The following is an 18,144-nucleotide window of genomic DNA, read 5'->3' on the forward strand; positions in this document are numbered from 1 at the left end:
TCGATTACCCTCCTTGCACGAACAGCCGCTTGCGGGCGGCGCGCCACGTCAGCCAGATCGGCACGAGCAGTCCGACGAACCAGACAACCTGCAGCAAGAATACGTGCAGCGTCTCGCCGCTCGGCGTCCGGCCGGTGAAGACGGAGCTCGGCAAGTAAGTGATCGCCTGGAACGGCAGCCACTGCATAATGGCGGACAGCCAGCCCGGGAAGAAGGCGATCGGCACGACGACGCCCGAGAACAGGTCGACCATGACGCGCTTCATGCGCATCATGCCCTCGTTATTTTCCACGAAGAAGGCGAACAGCCCGGTCAAAATATTAATTTGCGAATTGATCAGGAAGCTGAAGAACAGCATCACAAGATAGATAAGCCACGTCATCGGATCGGTCGGCAGCGTCACCGGGAAGATGAGGCAGACGACGATCATGCCCGGCACCATGAACAGCAGCAGGCGAAACAGCCCTTCGCCGAAGCCTTGCATCATTTTTACGAACAAATACGAATAAGGTCTAATAAGCTGCACCGCCACGCTCCCGTCGCGGATTTCATTCGCGATCTCTCGGTCCAGATTATTGAAGTAAAAAGCTCGCGCCATCCACGATACCGCAACGTACGTCGTCATCTGGTTCACCGTAAAGCCGGCCAGAGTCTCTTGATCGCCGTAGATCGCTTGCCACAGGAAATAGTACGCGCCGATGTTAATGGCATAAATAATGATCCCGCTATAATAGTTAACCCGGTAAGCGAGCATCATGAGAAACCGGATGCGGATAAAATCGATATACGCGCTCATCATGACATGACGGTCTCCTTGGCCTCGGCCGCGGCCGAGCCGGATTGGTAAATGCCGCGGACGATGTCGTCGGTGTTCGTCTCGAAAATTTTAATGTCGCGGATTTCGGCGCCGCCGACGACGCGGGCTAGCGCGTCCGAGACGCTGACCGAATGGGGCAGCCACATTTTGGCCGTCACGTCGTTCTCCAGCGTCCAGGTCACCTCCAGCGGATCGGTCAGCTGCTTCAGCCTGGCGATCGGCGTATGCGACGCGAATTGGAACTGGATCTCGCGCCCCTTGCTCCACCGGCTCTTCAGCTCGTCCAGGCCGCCATCGTAAATGATGCGCCCGTCGTCGAGCATGATGACGCGCGAGCAGAGCGCTTCGATGTCCTGCAGATCATGCGTCGTCAGCAAAATCGTCGTCCCCTGCTCCTTGTTCATCTGCAGGAGGAAGTCGCGGATCTCCGTCTTGACGACGATGTCGAGGCCGATCGTCGGCTCGTCCAGAAACAGGATGGACGGGTTATGGAGCAGCGAGGCGACCAGCTCGCAGCGCATCCGCTGCCCGAGGCTGAGCTTGCGCACCGGGCGGTTGAGCAGATCGCCGAGATGGAGCCTCTCGACGAGCTCGTCGAGCCTCTTGCGGAAGTCCTGCTCCGAGACGCGGTACACCTTGCGCAGCAGCTGGAACGACTCGATGACGCCGATGTCCCACCACAGCTGGGAGCGTTGGCCGAACACGACGCCGATGCCGTTCACGAATTTCTCTCGGTCCTTGTACGGCACGTAGCCGTTCACCCGGATGTCGCCCGCCGTCGGGACAAGGATGCCGGTCAGCATTTTGATCGTTGTCGATTTGCCGGCCCCGTTCTCGCCGATGTAGCCGCAAATTTCGCCTTGCGGAATTTGAAAAGAAATATCTTTGACTGCCGTTACTTCGTTGTATTCGCGCTTGAACAGGTCTTTGAGCGCGCCGGATAAGCCTTCCCGGTTTTTCTGGACATTGAACGTTTTGCGCAGATCTTTGACGTCTATGGCTAACATTTGGTCGTTTAAAGCTCCTTTCGCTTCGACATTTCCCAGGAAATAGCGCCTTTCTTTTATCTAAAACGATAAAACTTGCGTCCGCATGTCGTTCAGCTTTATAATTTTATGATATGTAATCATATCGCAGTTCACGCGTAGCGTAAACGGCTTGAGCGGTATTCAAACTGTCTTTTTTATAAACAGTTAAGCGTAAGCGGCTAACGCAGGCCTTTGGCGGCATAAGCTCGTACCGCTGTGAAATATAAGCGATTTTATAAGTACAGCGCTTATAAATGGTTATATTTTCAAATAAGGGCATGTCTTGCACGTTTTCTTAAACGATCCAACAGCCCTCGAAAGGAGCACTTCTAACGAAATGCGCAAACAGTCGAATAAGAAGAAAAAATGGAAATGGTTTTTTATCAGCCTGTCAGTCGTTCTCGGCGCGGCGCTCGCGTTCGCGATCTATTGGAGCGTAGGCGTATATAATGCGTTGGATAATTTCAGCGAGCCGGAAGAAACGGCGCCCGCAGCCGATAATCCGGAGGCTACCCCGGTTCCCATACCGGAATGGGAAGGCACGGAGCGCGTCAACATTTTGCTGCTCGGCGGCGACGCCCGCGGCCTCGACGAAGGTCAGACCGCTCGGTCCGACTCCATCCTCGTCGCCTCGTTCGACCCGGTGACGAAGAAGGCGCATCTGTTCTCCGTGCTTCGCGACACGTACGTCGACATCGAAGGCCACGGGCGCGGACGGATCAACTCCGCTCTGACGCTCGGCGGCTACCCGCTCGCGATGAAGACGGTCGGCGATCTGCTCGGGCTCGACATTCAGTACTACGTATATACCGACTTTGAAGGCTTCAAGGCGCTCATCGACACGATCGGCGGCATTTACTTCGACGTCGAGAAGGACATGCATTACACCGACAACGCCGACGGCAACCGGTACGACATCGATCTGGAGAAGGGCTACCAGCTCCTCGACGGCGACAAGGCGCTTCAGTACGTGCGCTTCCGCCACGACGCGATGAGTGATTTCACCCGTACCGAACGCCAGCGCAACTTCCTCCAGGCCGTGGCCAAGGAGCTGCAATCGACCTGGAACATCATCCGGATGAAAAAAATACTCGAAAGCGTCGAGCCGTACGTCGACATGAACATCAGCGTCAACGATATGCTGAAGCTCGGCCAGCTTGGCGTCAAGAGCCACGTGGCCGGCACGACGCAGATTCCGCCGATGGAATTGATCTCCGACGAGAAGGTCAGCGGCGCTTCCGTCATCGCGATCAGCGACGAGGAGGAGCTTAAGGCATACGTCGAGCTGACGCTGCAGCAGGACGACACGATTCCCGATCCCCCGCCGTCCGGCTCGCCGGAAGACGGCGCGGCCAGCGGCACGGAGGACGGCGAGAGCACGTCGGCTTCGTCCGATTCCTCGTCGTCCGGCGGCGCTTCGCGGCAGTAACCGCGCTACGATACACGCAGGCAGCCTTTGCTGCTTGCGTGTATTTTGTTGGGCGTAGTTGACACCGGGCCCATTTACGTCAAATCCATTTATTGCACGCCTGCCCTTCCGTTCGAAGAATGAACGACAAGCCGAACGTCACTCGATTAAGATCAACTGCATTCAGTTGCAATCGACCACGATCTCGATCGGCTGCGATCGACCTCGGTCGGCTTTGACTATACCCCACGAGTGTTAGCCTGGTGTCAAATCATTCTTTATCAGCTATTACATACAGGAGGCCATAAAACTATGACTATGCAACGACCGCAATCCGCCAAGCTTTACGAGGAGGCGCTCCGGCACATCGTCGGCGGCGTGAACAGCCCTTCCCGTTCCTACAAGGCGGTCGGCGGAGGCGCGCCCGTATTTATGAAACGCGGCGAAGGCGCCTATTTCTGGGACGTTGACGATAACCGCTACATCGACTATCTCGCCGCTTACGGGCCGATTATTACCGGACACGCCCACCCGCATATTACGGATGCCATCGTCCGCGCCGCGCAGAACGGCACGCTGTACGGCACGCCGACGGAGCTCGAGATTACGCTTGCCCGGATGCTGAAGCAGGCGATCCCCTCGCTCGACAAGGTACGATTCGTCAATTCCGGCACCGAGGCGGTCATGACGACGATCCGCGTCGCGCGCGCTTATACGAAGCGGACCAAAATCATTAAATTCGCCGGCTGCTACCACGGCCATTCCGATCTCGTCCTCGTCGCGGCGGGCTCCGGACCGTCCACGCTCGGCATCCCCGACAGCGCGGGCGTGCCTTCCAGCATCGCCACCGAGGTCATTACCGTTCCGTTCAACGACTTGCCGGCCTTGAAGGAAGCGCTGGAACGGTGGGGCGACGAGACGGCAGCCGTCATGGTCGAGCCGATCGTCGGCAACTTCGGCATGGTCATGCCGCACGAGGGCTTCCTCGAAGGGCTGTGCAAGCTGGCCCGCGAAGCCGGCGCGCTCGTCATCTACGACGAGGTCATCAGCGCCTTCCGCTTCCACTACGGCGCGGCGCAGACGTATGCCGCTTTCCCGGATCACGCGGCGATCGAGCCCGACCTGACGGCGCTCGGCAAAATCATCGGCGGCGGCCTTCCGATCGGCGCTTACGGCGGACGCCGCGCGATCATGGAGCAGGTCGCCCCGCTCGGCCCCGCATACCAGGCGGGCACGATGGCCGGCAACCCCGCGTCCATCAGCGCGGGCATCGCCTGCCTGGAGCTGCTGCAGGAGCCCGGCATCTACGACCGAATGGACGCGCTCGCCGCCAAGCTTGCCGCAGGCCTCAAAGCCGCGGCTGCGCAGAACGGCATTCCGCTTACGGTCAATCAAATCCGCGGCTCGTTCTCGGCCCACTTCTGCGGCCATCCGGTCACGAATTACGACGAGGCGCAGGATACCGACGGCGAAATTTTCGGCCGGTTCTTCAAGCTCATGCTGGAGCAAGGCATTAACCTCGCCCCGTCCAAATACGAAGCCTGGTTCATGACAACGGCGCATACCGAGGCCGACATCGACGCAACGATTCGCGCCGCCGAGTACGCGTTCGCCCGGCTGTAACGTCCGCTGCATACGCAGCACAAAAATAAGCGAGCAGACCGTGATGGTCTGCTCGTTTTATTTGCGGCGCACCTCTTCCGTCCGGCCCTAGCCGCCTTAGACCCGGCGAGCGTCGACGATTTGCGTTTAAAGCGAAACGCCGCGATCACTCCACCTTGTTCAACACGAGCAGCCGGTCGTCGTTCTCGCCCGGAATGCCTCGGCCGTCGGTATTGTTCGTAATGACGTACACCTTGCCGTCTTTGATCTTCACGTCGCGCAGCCTGCCCTCGCCCTCGAACGCGACGGACATATCGCCCGTCGCCGGATCGTATCGATAGAGCGCGCTGCCTAACAACGTCGCGATCAGCAGGCGGCCCTGCTCGTCGATCGTCATGCCCGATGGCGCGATCGCTTTCTCCCCCGTGTGGAAGATCGGCGTCTCCATGCCGTCCTTCTTCGCGCCGCCGTATATATCCGGCCAGCCGTAGTTGCTCCCCGGCTTAATGACGTTAATCTCGTCATGGCCGCCCGGCGTGCCCGAAGGGCCGTGCTCCGTGTTGTACATCGTGCCGTCGCCCGTCCAGGCGATGCCTTGCGGATTGCGGTGACCGTAGGAATAGACGTACGAGCCCGGGAAAGGGTTATCCTCCGGCACTTTGCCGTCCGGCGTCATCCTTAATATTTTACCCGCTAAACTATCGAGGTCCTGCGCCAGCTCCCGCCGCTGGGCGTCTCCCGTCGTCACGTAAAGCATCTTGTCCGGACCGAAAGCCATCCGGCCGCCGTCATGGTTGGCCGCTCCCGGAATGTCCTCGAGCAAGACGCCGGTCTCGTCCCATTGATCGCCGTTCTCCTTAAGCCGCACGATCCGGTTCAGCGTCTCGCCGTTCTCCTCGTACGTATGGTACGCGTAGGCCGTCCTCGATTGCTCGAAATCCGGCGCCAGCAAGAAGCCGAGAAAGCCGCCTTCGCCCCGGCCGTGGACGTTTTTGCGCAAATTCACTTTCTGGCGCGTCATCTCGGCGCCGTCGACCTTCACGACGTTGCCTTCCCGCTCGCTCAAATAAACGACGTCGCCGTCAAACTCGATCACCCAAGGCACGCGCAGCTTCTCGGCGAGCACCTCGTACGCAGTCTCGGGCGCGTCCGATTCGGCGGGCACTGCCGTCTCCGCGCTTGGCTCCTCCGCGGGGGCGGTGGCGGCCGGCGTGGACGCCGGCGTAACCTCCGGCTGCTCGTCCTGCTCGCAAGCGGCCAGCGCGCCCAGCCATACGGACAGCATGAGGGCCGCGGCGGCTTTTTTCGAACCTTTCATCACGATCCATTCCTCCCGACTCTTCGAATCGAAAAAGGACAACGCCCTTGCTCCGTCAAGTTCGCTGTCCTTCGTCCGTTATTTATCTGCCTTCGCCTCGGCAAGCGAAGCAATAAGCTCCCGCTGAATAAGTCCGTTCGACGCGACGACGTTGCGCACGCCCAATTGATACGGATTGCCGTTTGTATCGGTGACGACGCCGCCGGATTCCTGCACGAGCAGAGAGCCTGCCGCGATGTCCCAGCTGCTCAGCCCGATCTCCCAGAAGCCGCTCAGCCGTCCGGCCGCGACGTAAGCCATGTGCATGGCCGCGGAACCGGCGATTCGAAGGTTGCGCACCTTCGGCGCGACCGCCTCGATGCCCTTCAAATTGAGCGGCAGCGCGTATTGATGATCGGCCGGCAAGCCCGTCGCCACGAGACTGCCGCGCAGCGTTTCTTCGCCGGACACCTGCATTCTTTTGCCGTGCACGTATGCTCCCTTGCCCCTCTCGGCGACGAACAGCTCATCCTTCATCGGGTCGTACACGACGCCCACGATCACCTGTCCGTTATGCGCCAGCGCGATGGACACGCAGAAGAACGGAAAGCCGTGCACGAAATTCGTCGTCCCGTCGATCGGATCGACGATCCATAGGTATTCCGCCTCGCGCACGTCCTCGAGCGCCTGCGTCGACGCGGCCGGACCCGGCTCGACCCCTTCCTCCCCCAAGAAGGAATGCTGCGGAAAATGCGTCATGATCAAATTGCGGATTAATCTCTCCGATCCTTTGTCGACTTCCGTGACAAGGTCGTGCGAGGAATATTTTATGTCAAGGCTTGCGTAGTTCCCAAGCTTCGTCTTGATCCATTCTCCTGCTTTCGAAGCGCAATTGATCGCGACGGCGGTAAAGCTCTTCCCGCCTACGACGGAAGCATTATTCTGCTCACTCACGGTCTATCCCTCTTCCCTTTATGTATAATCGCCGGGCGAAGCGCCCGCGTTCTATCTTGTTACGTATGGCGACCGGTCGAAGTTTCGATTGGACGTTATTACCAAAGTATCAAATTGCTCCGATTCCTTCAATGATTAATTGCGCCGCAAGCAAAAATAACGTGATCCGAAGCAGCCACAGCAGCCCCTTCCCGCTCATCCTCACCGCGACGGCGGCGCCCAGCTTGCCGCCGATCCACGCCCCGGGCGCAAGCGCCAGGACGATCAGCCAGATCGTATCCCCGAGATAGGCGTGCATGCCGCTGCCGAGAATCGACGATAAAAAAATAACGAACATCGACGTCGCCGTTGCCACGTGAGGAGGAAACCGGAACAGCAGCACCATCAGCGGCACGAACAGCGATCCGCCGCCGATGCCGAACAAGCCCGATATAAGCCCGACGCCGAAGCCGATGGCAAGCGCGGGAACGATGCCGTAGCTGTACGTATGCGTTTGTCCGGTATTATCCGTTATCGCGCGCACGATCGGCCACTCTTTCGTAAACGGTTTCATGTAGTCCCGCGCGATGAGCAGCGCCGCCATTAGAAGCATGAACACCCCGAAGACGAGCTGGAATAAGCCGGCCGGCAGCCTTCCCGTCAGAGCGGAGCCCAGTAGAGCGGCGGGACCGCTCGTGATGAAGAACAACCATCCGCTGCGGAAATCGACGATCTTCCGCTTCGCGTACGACAGCGTCGAAGCGAGCGCGGTCACGACCAGCACCGTTAGCGAAATGCCTACGGCCTCGGCATGGCCGATCGCGTTCCCCGTGATGGCCGGACCAAGCAGCATAAGCGCCGGAACGATGATCACGCCGCCGCCGAGACCGACGATGCTGCCGAACATCGCGGCGACGACGCCGAGCAGTACGAGTAACAACCACTCCATGCGGGTAAACCTCTTTTCGTTTCTGTATTTCCGTCTGTCGATTATCCGCCGGCTGGCCTCCGCGGCAAAAGGAACACCGTCAGGTTCGGTCCTGACGGTGCCTATTAGACGATTGGACGATCATTCCAGCGCTTCGATTTCCACGCTTCCGTCATCCCTCACCTTGACGCCTTGCGCTTCCATCTGCCTGAAATCGTCGATCAGCCGCACCAGCGCGACATCCTTGCTCTTCGCTTCCAGCATGCAGTCCAGATGCGTCGTGCAGCGGGCGGCTTGCTTCAGGAAGCGCAGCAGCGGCTCCGGTTCCACGAGGTCGGCGTGGCTGCGCGGATCTGCCGCGCTCTTCGGGCTGGATGCGTGGATCTTGGCGGGAAGCTGCTGCGCATCGGTATAGCCCAGCCGTTCGCGCTCCTTCCGCCATGTCCGCTCCACGCGCGGCCACAGCTCTCGGTGCAGTTCGTCCTCGTCGGTATCGCCAGGATTCACCGCGTAGTGGTGGATATCGAGCACCATCGGCACGCTTGTCCGCTCCGCCGCTTCGAGCGTCTCGCGTGCTGTGAACGTTTTGTCGTCGTTCTCGAGCGTGACCCGGCGCTTCAGACGGTCCGGCAGCGCTTCGAACTGACGGACGAAGCGCTCGCCGGACGCTGCCTTGTCGCCGTATGCGCCCCCGATATGGATGTTGCATTTGGCCGTCTCGTCCAGCCCCATCGCTTCGAGCATGCGGACGTGATTCCGCAGGTCCTGCTCGGACTTCGCCAGCACCTCGGGCCTCGGCGTGCTGAACACGCAGAAGTGGTCGGGGTGGAAGGACACCCGCATCCGGTTGTCGCGGACGAACCGGCCGATCTCCTCGAAGCCCGGCTTCAGCGCCTGAAACGGATCCCAATCGGTCACCGCCTCATGCGTTGCCAGCGGGATCAGCTTGGAGGAGAACCGGTACATTTGAATGCGGTCCGTCTTGCAAAGCTTTAAAATCCGCAGCGTATTGTGCAGGTTCTCCTCGGCTATTCGTTCCAGCTTGCGGAGGCCCGCCTCGCGGTCGGCCAGCTTCGCGAACGTCGTATAGGTCATCGTTTTGGACGGAGACGCGTTCTCGAGCCGCAGGCTCATGGCGACAAAGCCGAATCGGACGATCATCGGCTACGCCCGGTCTCCGAAAAACATTTCATAAGCAAGCGCCGTTTGCACTCTCGCTTCTTCTTCCGTCAGCTTTCTCACGAGCTCCATCTCCACTTCCGTTACTTCCTCGCCCTGAAAATTAATTTCGGCGATGGAAGCCAAAATGCGGACGATCGCGATCGCTTCGTTGGCCGGCGTGTACGCAATGACCTTCTGGCCCGTCGGAAATACGCGAAAGCCGCTCTTTACCATTTTGCCCCGGCCGTACTCCAACAATTCATATAGCTCCTGCTCGGACTTGAACTTGCACACGGAATTGAATTCGGTTGCGAAACCCATAGGATTTCCTCCTTTCTTTGAGCTTTCTACCCGGCCTACATAGGAGTATTCAAACCATTTTCGAGCCTATTTCTAACCCATTTCGAACCCTCCCAAACCCTCCCTTCCAAGGGAGGGCCCCAAGGACTGCGTCCTCTGGACACCTGCAACTGGACGAACGATATTACATACAGAGGCGGGTGTGAGACACTTTGGAGCAACCAGCGCTTTCGTCCCTTTGGGACACGCTTTACTGCGGCACGCTCGAGTCACCTGCTAAGGGCCTGAGGAACGAATGTGTTCCTGAGGCGGGTGTGAGACACTTTTGGAGCAACCAGCGCTTTCGTCCCTTTGGGACACGCTTTACTGCGGCACGCTCGAGTCACCTGCCAAGGGCCTGAGGAACGAATGTGTCCCTGAGGCGGGTGTAAGACACTTTGGAGCAACCAGCGCTTTCGTCCCTTGCGGGACACGCTTTGCTGCGGCGCGCCCGAGTCCCCTGTTAAGGGCCTGAGGAACGTATGAGTTCCTGAGTCGGGTGTGAGTCACTTTGGAGCGGCCAGCGCTACCGTCCCTTTGGGACACGCTTTACTGCGGTACGCTCGAGTCACCTGCCAAGGGCCTGAGGAACGAATGTGTTCCTGAGGCGGGTGTGAGACAGCTTGGAGCGACCAGCGCTTTCGTCCCTTGCGGGACACGCTTTACTTTCGGTGCAATATTGCAATACGGTTACTTTCATCATGGCGTGGTGCTATCTTGGTTTTCGCAGTAACTTTCATCATTTCATACGCCTGAGACCAGCTATCCTGTATTCTACCCAGTAACTTTGGATGATTTCACTCTACTTCGCCGAAATCGGGACGATTTACTGGACGAAATCCAGTTTAGATCCCTTTCTCGCAGTGTGACATGGTCTATACTGGATCAATTCCAATATAGCCCCCCGATCACACGCACGGCTCAACCGTGCGCAGCGACCTTCACCCGCCATAAGCCTCGAACGGAGCATAGACGGGTGAAGCGATCGCCCTTTACTCCACCGACCCGCCGGTGAAGTCGATGCGCTGCTTGTCGGCGTGGCGGGCCGCGGCCAGGTTGATAAGCGTGTCGAGCAGCTCTTTATAGGAAAGGCCGGTCTCCTTCCACATGAGCGGATACATGCTGAACGGCGTGAAGCCCGGCATCGTGTTCAATTCGTTGATGAACAGCTGGTTATCGCTCTTCCGCAGGAAGAAGTCGACGCGGGACAAGCCCGAGCCGTCGATCGCCTGGAACGCGCGGACCGCCATTTCGCGCACGGCCTCCGTCGTGTCGGCCGGCAGCATGGCCGGAATTTGCATCGTCGATTTGCCGTCGATGTATTTGGCCTTATAATCGTAGAACTCGTTCGACGGGGCGATCTCGCCCGGAACGGACGCTTTGGCCTCGTCATTGCCCAGCACGCTTACCTCGATCTCGCGGGCGTCGACGAACTCCTCGACGATAACCTTGCGGTCGAAGCGGAACGCGTAGTTGACGGCCGCGATGAGCTCCTCGCGGTTTTTCGCTTTGGATATGCCGACGCTCGAGCCGAGGTTGGCCGGCTTGACGAAGCACGGATAGCCGAGCGACACTTCGCATTCCATGATGAAGAAGGCGGCGTCCTTCTCCCATTGCGTGCGGTTGAAATAGCGGTAGACGCATTGCGGAAGCCCTTCCTGCGCGAACACTTTTTTCATCAGAATCTTGTCCATCCCGACGGCGGATGCCAGAACGCCCGCTCCGACGTACGGAATGTCGGCCATTTCGAACAAGCCCTGGATCGTGCCGTCTTCGCCGAACGTCCCGTGCAGCAGCGGAAAGACGACGTCGATGCGCCGCTCGCCTTCCGTTTCGGTCATGCCTCCGTTCAAGCCCGCAAATAGCGGAGCGAGCGCCAAGCCCGTCTGCGTCGCCTCGCCCGACTCGAATTGAAGCTCCCGGACGCTGCTAGGACGGGCATGGAGAACGTCGCCCGTCTTCCACTGGCCCTTCTTCGTTATATAAAAAGGCTTGATTTCGTATTTGCCGTAATCGAATTCCCCCATCACGGCAAAAGCCGTTTGCAAAGAGACCTCGTGCTCTCCCGATTTCCCCCCGTAAACAAGACCAACCCGAATTTTGCTCCCCATGTCATATCCTCCGGTACGATTAAATTATAAAAGATCGTTAATATGAAAAAAACGATATTTCGTCTGTTCCGTCCACGCGTAAGAATCGCGGTAATCCCAATAACGGTGGCGGCTGGCCACGGTATTCGCATTAACCAGCGGCATGCCCTGCGAATCGAAGGCGGTCACGATCGTGCTGTGCTGGAACCGGTGATCGCCGTTCCAATCGTAGGTGATGACGTCGCCGAGCTGAAGCTCATCCGCCGAGCGGACGACCTCCGCGCGCAGGCCGCTCGTTCTTGCGGCCGTCAAATAATTGGTCAAGGCGTTCGATACGGCCCAGCTGTAGCTCCACCATTCGCTTCCTTTGTTGCGGCCTTTGTACCACCAGCCCGTTTCCCTTTTACCAGTATAGTTCATCGGGGCATTGCCTGCAAAGAGACACTGGGACACGTAGTGGGTGCAATTGACTTCGAAAAGCTCATAGGACGGATTCCCTTCGTTCCACCATCGGTCCGCGTACGCGGCAGCCAAATCTCTCCTGTACCGGATGCCGGAGGGACGGTGTTTGAATTGCGGGATTAGGTCATAATTTAAATATGGCGTAGACGGCGACGAGAATTGGCCGTCCGGCTCGGAATAATCGTCGACGGTCATCCAATTGTCGATCGACGTCCCGTAGCGCGGCCTGCGCTCCGCGATAATCGGCTCGACCCGGAGCACTTCCCAGGCGCCGCCGGACAATCCGAGCCAGAGCCGCTCGTACTCGGACCGCTCCTCTATGTAGTAGCGTCCCGACTGCTCCATCCTTCTTTTGATATGAAGCCGGACCATTACCGATACTTCCGTTGCCGATTCGTTCACGCGCACAAGCTCGGCCTTCGTCTCGCTCCCGGCCGGCAGCGCGCCTCTCAGCAGGTCGCGTTCGCGCAGCCGCTCGAGCCGGTGGCGAAGCCGGTCGCAATGATCCCGGTCCGTCACGTAATCGGTCAGCACCGAGGCATGCTGATCCGTTTCGGCCTGGTTGTACAAGCCGACGTAGCGGTGGACGGACGATTTCCAGCCCTGCTGCGCCCCTTGCTGCCGGTTCTTATCGTAATCCGACGAGCGAAGCAGCGATTGAAGCTTCGGCTGCGGCTGCAGAGAGGACTTCGATGTCCCGCCCGGACGCCCCGACGCCCGCGCCGCCGCGGCCGGCAATGCCTCCTGCCGCTTCGCGGCCGCCGTCCCGCCCGGCTCCGGCTGGGCAACGGCCTTCTGCTGCGGTTGCTTTCGAATGGAAGTTAACGGCTTCGACGGCGTTTGATTACGCTTTTGAACCTGACTGCCCGGTCCCCGGTTGCCCGTTCGCGGCATCCCAATCCCTCCCGTGCGGAAGATAAGAAGCAGGTGCATGATGCACACAGAATAACTGCTTCATTATATGAGGGCTACCGGCGTTTCATGTAACATTCGCCGCATTCGTTTTCAACGAATTTACATGTTTTTTAGGTCATAATTGGACTTTACGTAACCGCCTTTTTGACGATATACTAGAAGTATAGCGAATTTGAAATTGTGTTTCATTGTATGAAACTATACAGGGAGCACAAAGTTTATTCAAAAGAGGAGAATGAAGATGTCCACTCAAAATCATTACTCGGTTCGCTCCACGCTGGAAGCAGGCGGCAAGTCGTATGCGTACTATCGTCTGGGCGGACTGGAGGAGCAAGGGCTCGGCGACGTTTCGAAGCTGCCTTTCTCCATCAAAGTATTGCTCGAGGCTGCCGTTCGCCAGTTCGACGGACGCGCGATCACCCCTGAACACGTGAAGCAACTGGCCACTTGGGCCGACGGACGCGAAGACAAAGAAATTCCTTTCATCCCTGCCCGCATCGTTTTGCAGGACTTCACCGGCGTACCGGTCGTCGTCGACCTTGCGGCGATGCGCGACACCGTCAAACGCGCAGGCGGAGACCCTAAGAAGATCAATCCGCTCGTGCCGGTCGACCTCGTTATCGACCACTCGGTCATGGTTGACGCATTCGGTACTCCCGAAGCGCTGGAATACAACACGAAGGTCGAGTTCGAGCGCAACGAGGAGCGTTACCGTTTCCTCCGCTGGGCCCAAACGGCGTTCGATAACTTCCGCGCCGTACCTCCGGGAACGGGTATCGTTCACCAGGTTAACCTGGAATACTTGGCATCCGTTGCCGCTACCAAAACCGTTGACGGCGAAACCGTCGTATATCCTGACTCCCTCGTCGGCACGGACTCCCATACGACGATGATCAACGGCCTTGGCGTCGTAGGCTGGGGCGTAGGCGGCATCGAAGCGGAAGCGGGCATGCTCGGACAGCCGCTTTACTTCGTTATGCCGGAAGTTATCGGCTTCAAGCTGACGGGCAAGCTGGCGGAAGGTTCCACGGCGACCGACCTTGCTCTTACCGTTACTCAAATTTTGCGCAAAAAAGGCGTTGTCGGCAAATTTGTCGAGTTCTACGGCCCGGGCCTCTCGAACATCAGCCTTGCGGACCGCGCGACGGTTGCCAACATGGCTCCGGAATACGGCGCGACGATCGGCTTCTTCCCGGTCGACGGCGAAACGCTCAACTACCTGCGCCAAACCGGCCGCAACGAAGACCAAATCGAGCTTGTCGACGCTTATTACAAAGCGCAAGGCATGTTCCGCACGGACGAGACGCCGGATCCGGTATTCTCCGACATCATCGAGCTGGACCTTTCGACCGTCGTTCCTTCCTTGGCAGGACCGAAGCGTCCGCAGGACCGCGTCGAGCTGTCGGCGATGAAGGAATCGTTCAACAACATCATTCGCACGCCGATCGACAAAGGCGGTTACGGCCTGAGCGACGAGAAAATCGAGCAGTTCGTTACGGTTAAGCACAATGACGGCCAAGTGAGCAAAATGGGCACCGGCGCCGTTGTTATCGCCGCGATCACGAGCTGCACGAACACGTCCAACCCGAGCGTTATGGTCGGCGCCGGACTTGTTGCGAAGAAAGCGGTAGCGCTTGGCCTGAAGAAGCCTGCTTACGTGAAAAGCTCCCTGACGCCGGGCTCGCTCGTCGTTACGGAATATTTGACGAATGCCGGCCTCATCGAGCCGCTCGAATCGCTAGGCTTCCACGTTGCCGGTTACGGCTGCGCGACTTGCATCGGCAACTCCGGGCCGCTGCCTGACGAAGTGAGCAAAGCGATTGCGGACAACGACATGACCGTCTCCGCCGTTCTGTCCGGCAACCGGAACTTCGAAGGCCGCGTGCACGCGCAGGTCAAAGCGAACTACCTGGCTTCGCCGCCGCTCGTTATCGCATACGCGCTAGCCGGCACGACGAACATCGACCTGACGAACGATCCGATCGGTTACACGGAAGACAACAAGCCGGTATATCTGAAGGACATCTGGCCGACTTCCCAGGAAGTGAGCGAGACGATGGCGGCGGCTTTGAACGCTCAAATGTTCCGCGACAAATACGAGAACGTCTTTACGCAGAATGAGCGTTGGAACGCCATTTCGGTGCCGCAAGGCGAAAGCTACGAGTGGGATGCGAAATCGACTTACATTCAAAACCCGCCGTTCTTCGAGAACCTTGGCTCCGAGCTGGCCGACATCGCCGATATTCGCTCGGCTAACGTGCTTGCGCTTATGGGCGATTCCGTTACGACGGACCATATCTCCCCTGCGGGCAACATTACGGTGAACAGCCCGGGCGGCCAATACTTGATTGCTAACGGCGTCGAACGCAAAGACTTCAACTCCTACGGCTCCCGCCGCGGCAACCATGAAGTCATGATGCGCGGCACGTTCGCGAACATCCGGATCCGCAACCAAGTGGCTCCGGGCACGGAGGGCGGCGTAACGACTTACCTGCCGACCGAAGAAGTGATGTCGATCTACGACGCTTCGATGAAATACCAGAAGGATGGCAAAAACCTCGTCGTTATCGCCGGCAAAGAGTACGGCACGGGAAGCTCCCGCGACTGGGCGGCCAAAGGCACGTACCTGCTCGGCGTCAAAGCGGTTATCGCGGAAAGCTTCGAGCGGATCCACCGCTCCAACCTCGTGGGCATGGGCGTTCTGCCGCTGCAGTTCACGGAAGGCCAAAGCTGGAAGACGCTGAACCTTACCGGCCGCGAGACGTTCGACATCGTCGGCTTGTCCAACGACGTAATGCCCGGCTCGCAAGTGACCGTGAAGGCGACGCGCGAAGACGGCACGACGTTCGAATTCCCGGCGATCGTGCGCCTGGACTCGATGGTTGACGTCGACTACTACCGCAACGGCGGCATCCTTCAAACGGTGCTTCGCCAAATGATCGCGAACATGTAAGCTGCTATTGCAACAAAAGAGCCTCGCCGTTACCAGACGGCGAGGCTCTTCTTAATTATTGCGATCCGCTCCTACAAAATCATGATGCCCATCCGCTTCGCCGATTCCATGACGACCGGCGCGTATTCCGTCATCGTCTGAATCGTCAGCCGGCTGGCCGGTCCCGATACGGACAATGCCGCCGCTATTTTCCCCGCGCGGTCGAAGACCGGCGCGGAGACCGCCGCCACGCCGGGTTCCCGCTCCTCGAAGCTCGTGGCGTACCCGCTCGCGCGGATTTCCTCCAGCTGCTTCTTATACGGCTCCAGATCGATCGCGTTCAGCCAGGCCGGGTTCTCGAAGATGCTTTGCCGGACGTCCTGCTCCGCGTAAGCGATCAGCACCTTGCTCGACGCGCCGGCGTACAGCGGCAGCCTCACGCCGACGGGCGCCACCCGCCTTACGGCCTGATTGCTCTGCACGGCTTGAATACGGATCCGCTCGATCCCGTCCCTGACGTAGATGCTGACCGTCTCCCCGAGCTGGTCGCGCAGCCGCTCGAGCACCGGCAGCCAGATCGTGGCCTGATCGTCCGTTCTGGACAGGTTGGCGGACAGCTCCCACACCTTGAGGCCGAGATGATAACGGTCGGTCGAGCGGTCCCGCTCGATGAAGCCTTTCTCCTCGAGCGTGGCGAGCATGCGGTGCACCGTGCTTTTGTGCAGGCCGACCTGCTCGGCGATTTCGGTCATCGCCCAGTCCGTCTTCGAAGTAAAGCATAGCAATATATCAAGCGCCCGGTCCACTGCACGAACCGTCGATTTCCCTTCCTCCATGCAGCCGCACCTCCTGATCGCAAGGTTTCACCAAATGAAACTTATTCTCATTCAGTATAACTCATTCTTTGCGACAACGTAAAGAAAAGTTGTTTACATTACAGGTTCATTACAATCGATTAACAATTAATCGACATCAATTGACAGGCCCTTAGGACCGGACTACGATAAAAGTACTACCACCGAAAAGCGCTTTCAAATCAAGGAGATGACGACATGAGCACGACGACGATGACACCGATGCCGATGGACAGCCTTCAGCCGTTTCCGATACCGGGCGGCGACAACCTCCTGGCTCTTCGCAAAACAAGAAGCAGGGGCAAGCATTTGCTTGTCGCATCGATCGCGTCGCTTACCGCGATGTGCTTGCTTGCCGTCGTTATTTTTCACGGATACGTCGCATGGATGCTTGCTTATCCGTTCGTCGCTCCGCTCGCCTCCAATCCGAAAGACGCCATCGGCGTTGAATACGAGGACGTCGTCTTCCCGAGCAGAAGCGGCGACACGACCGTAAGCGGCTGGTTTATCCCGGCCGGCTCCGATTCGGCCGACGCGGAGTCGTCGACCCGCACCGTTATTTTCAGTCACGGCTACGGCGCCAACCGCGAGGAATCCTGGGTGCCGATGTATGAGCTCTCGGAGATGCTGCACGGCCTGAATTACAACATTCTGCTGTTCGATTACGGCTACGCCTCGAAGCAGTACAAGGCGCCGGCCACGGGCGGCCTCGAGGAAGCGCAGCAGCTGCTTGCCGCCGTCGACTACGTGAAATCCCGCGGCGCCGAAGATATCGTCGTCTGGGGCTTCTCCATGGGCGCGGGCACGGCGCTGCAGGCCGGTCTGCAGACGGACGCGATCGACGCCATGATCCTCGACAGCCTGTTTATTCCGAGCCCCGAGGCTCTGTTCGATAATTTAAACCAATTCGTATCGCTGCCGCGCTTCTCGCTGCCGCTCATCCAATCGCTCATTCCGCTTTGGACGGGAACGAGCTTCGGCAACATCCCTGCGGAGGAAGTCATCTCGAACGTCTATGACATTCCGCTGTTCATCATGCACGGCACGAACGACGTGAAGGCGCCGTACCAGACGGCGGAAGCGGTAGCGGAAGGGCAGGGCAACGTCCTCTCCCGCACGTGGATCGTGCAGGACGGACAGCACGAGCTGCTGTTCCGGGCCCATCCAAGCGAGTACATCCAACGCGCCGCGCTGTTCCTGAGCCAGGTCGATCAGCAGCTGCAGGCGGAGAAGGCGTAATAATCGAGCCTGTTCGATCCGGAAGGAGGAACGGGCTTTTTTTATTTAATCGATCGTAAGTCCGGACTCGCCTACCTATCTCCAACTATCGCTCGCCGACCGCTAGACACGCCTCGCCCGCTACGATGTATTTTGGGCA

General features: G+C 58.7%; 14 protein-coding genes. 4 read left to right on the forward strand and 10 right to left on the reverse strand.

Translation table 11 applies throughout. The annotated features are described in order from the left end of the window. Positions 1–4: 4 nt before the first annotated feature. Both IDH41_RS21815 and IDH41_RS21820 read right to left on the reverse strand, forming a co-directional pair. A complete protein-coding gene (locus IDH41_RS21815) occupies positions 5–799 on the reverse strand; it encodes an ABC transporter permease (RefSeq protein WP_190864834.1) in 795 nt (264 codons plus the stop codon). After that, positions 796–1,824 (reverse strand): ABC transporter ATP-binding protein, encoded by a 1,029-nt coding sequence (locus IDH41_RS21820; RefSeq protein ID WP_190864837.1) that lies wholly within the window; start codon positions 1,822–1,824, stop codon positions 796–798. The genes IDH41_RS21815 and IDH41_RS21820 overlap by 4 nt, the downstream gene beginning before the upstream one ends. Positions 1,825–2,182: 358 nt before the next feature. On the opposite strand from IDH41_RS21820, the gene IDH41_RS21825 reads away from it, so the two are divergent. Both IDH41_RS21825 and IDH41_RS21830 read left to right on the forward strand, forming a co-directional pair. Continuing rightward, complete coding sequence (locus tag IDH41_RS21825; RefSeq protein ID WP_190864839.1) at positions 2,183–3,274, forward strand: LCP family protein; 1,092 nt, start codon at positions 2,183–2,185, stop codon at positions 3,272–3,274. A 291-nt stretch (positions 3,275–3,565) separates the two neighbouring features. Further along, on the forward strand, positions 3,566–4,876 hold the full coding sequence (locus IDH41_RS21830) for a glutamate-1-semialdehyde 2,1-aminomutase (RefSeq protein WP_190864844.1): 1,311 nt from the start codon (positions 3,566–3,568) through the stop codon (positions 4,874–4,876). 145 nt (positions 4,877–5,021) lie between these two features. On the opposite strand, the gene IDH41_RS21835 is transcribed toward IDH41_RS21830, so the two are convergent. The 7 genes from IDH41_RS21835 to IDH41_RS21865 form a co-directional block, all read right to left on the reverse strand. After that, positions 5,022–6,173, reverse strand: a complete 1,152-nt coding sequence (locus IDH41_RS21835; RefSeq protein WP_223829955.1) for a PQQ-dependent sugar dehydrogenase — start codon at positions 6,171–6,173, stop codon at positions 5,022–5,024. A 78-nt stretch (positions 6,174–6,251) separates the two neighbouring features. Next, a complete protein-coding gene (locus tag IDH41_RS21840; RefSeq protein ID WP_190864846.1) occupies positions 6,252–7,106 on the reverse strand; it encodes an inositol monophosphatase family protein in 855 nt (284 codons plus the stop codon). Positions 7,107–7,215: 109 nt separating this feature from the next. Next, entirely contained in the window at positions 7,216–8,034 is an 819-nt protein-coding gene (locus IDH41_RS21845) for a sulfite exporter TauE/SafE family protein (protein WP_190864848.1), read from the reverse strand. A 120-nt stretch (positions 8,035–8,154) separates the two neighbouring features. Next, the gene (gene uvsE / locus IDH41_RS21850) at positions 8,155–9,174 is read right to left on the reverse strand and encodes a UV DNA damage repair endonuclease UvsE (protein WP_190864850.1); all 1,020 of its coding nucleotides are present in this window, start codon (positions 9,172–9,174) and stop codon (positions 8,155–8,157) included. Between the two features lie 3 nt (positions 9,175–9,177). Continuing rightward, positions 9,178–9,495 (reverse strand): hypothetical protein, encoded by a 318-nt coding sequence (locus tag IDH41_RS21855; protein ID WP_190864852.1) that lies wholly within the window; start codon positions 9,493–9,495, stop codon positions 9,178–9,180. Between the two features lie 1,010 nt (positions 9,496–10,505). Then, positions 10,506–11,624, reverse strand: a complete 1,119-nt coding sequence (locus tag IDH41_RS21860) for a D-alanine--D-alanine ligase (protein ID WP_190864853.1) — start codon at positions 11,622–11,624, stop codon at positions 10,506–10,508. A gap of 24 nt (positions 11,625–11,648) precedes the next feature. After that, positions 11,649–12,959: an amidase domain-containing protein gene (locus IDH41_RS21865; protein ID WP_190864855.1), complete on the reverse strand. Its 1,311-nt coding sequence runs from the start codon at positions 12,957–12,959 to the stop codon at positions 11,649–11,651. A gap of 262 nt (positions 12,960–13,221) precedes the next feature. Between IDH41_RS21865 and acnA the strand changes: the two genes are divergently transcribed. Next, positions 13,222–15,933: an aconitate hydratase AcnA gene (gene acnA, locus IDH41_RS21870; RefSeq protein ID WP_190864857.1), complete on the forward strand. Its 2,712-nt coding sequence runs from the start codon at positions 13,222–13,224 to the stop codon at positions 15,931–15,933. Positions 15,934–16,004: 71 nt separating this feature from the next. Here the strand turns inward: acnA and IDH41_RS21875 are convergent, their stop codons facing one another. After that, positions 16,005–16,748: an IclR family transcriptional regulator gene (locus IDH41_RS21875; RefSeq protein WP_190864859.1), complete on the reverse strand. Its 744-nt coding sequence runs from the start codon at positions 16,746–16,748 to the stop codon at positions 16,005–16,007. Positions 16,749–16,964: 216 nt separating this feature from the next. Here IDH41_RS21875 and IDH41_RS21880 point away from each other — a divergent pair, with 216 nt between their 5' ends. Continuing rightward, positions 16,965–18,005: an alpha/beta hydrolase gene (locus IDH41_RS21880; protein WP_190864861.1), complete on the forward strand. Its 1,041-nt coding sequence runs from the start codon at positions 16,965–16,967 to the stop codon at positions 18,003–18,005. Positions 18,006–18,144: the final 139 nt, after the last annotated feature.

The organism is Paenibacillus arenilitoris, from assembly GCF_014705655.1.
In the GTDB taxonomy this organism is placed as follows: domain Bacteria; phylum Bacillota; class Bacilli; order Paenibacillales; family Paenibacillaceae; genus Pristimantibacillus; species Pristimantibacillus arenilitoris.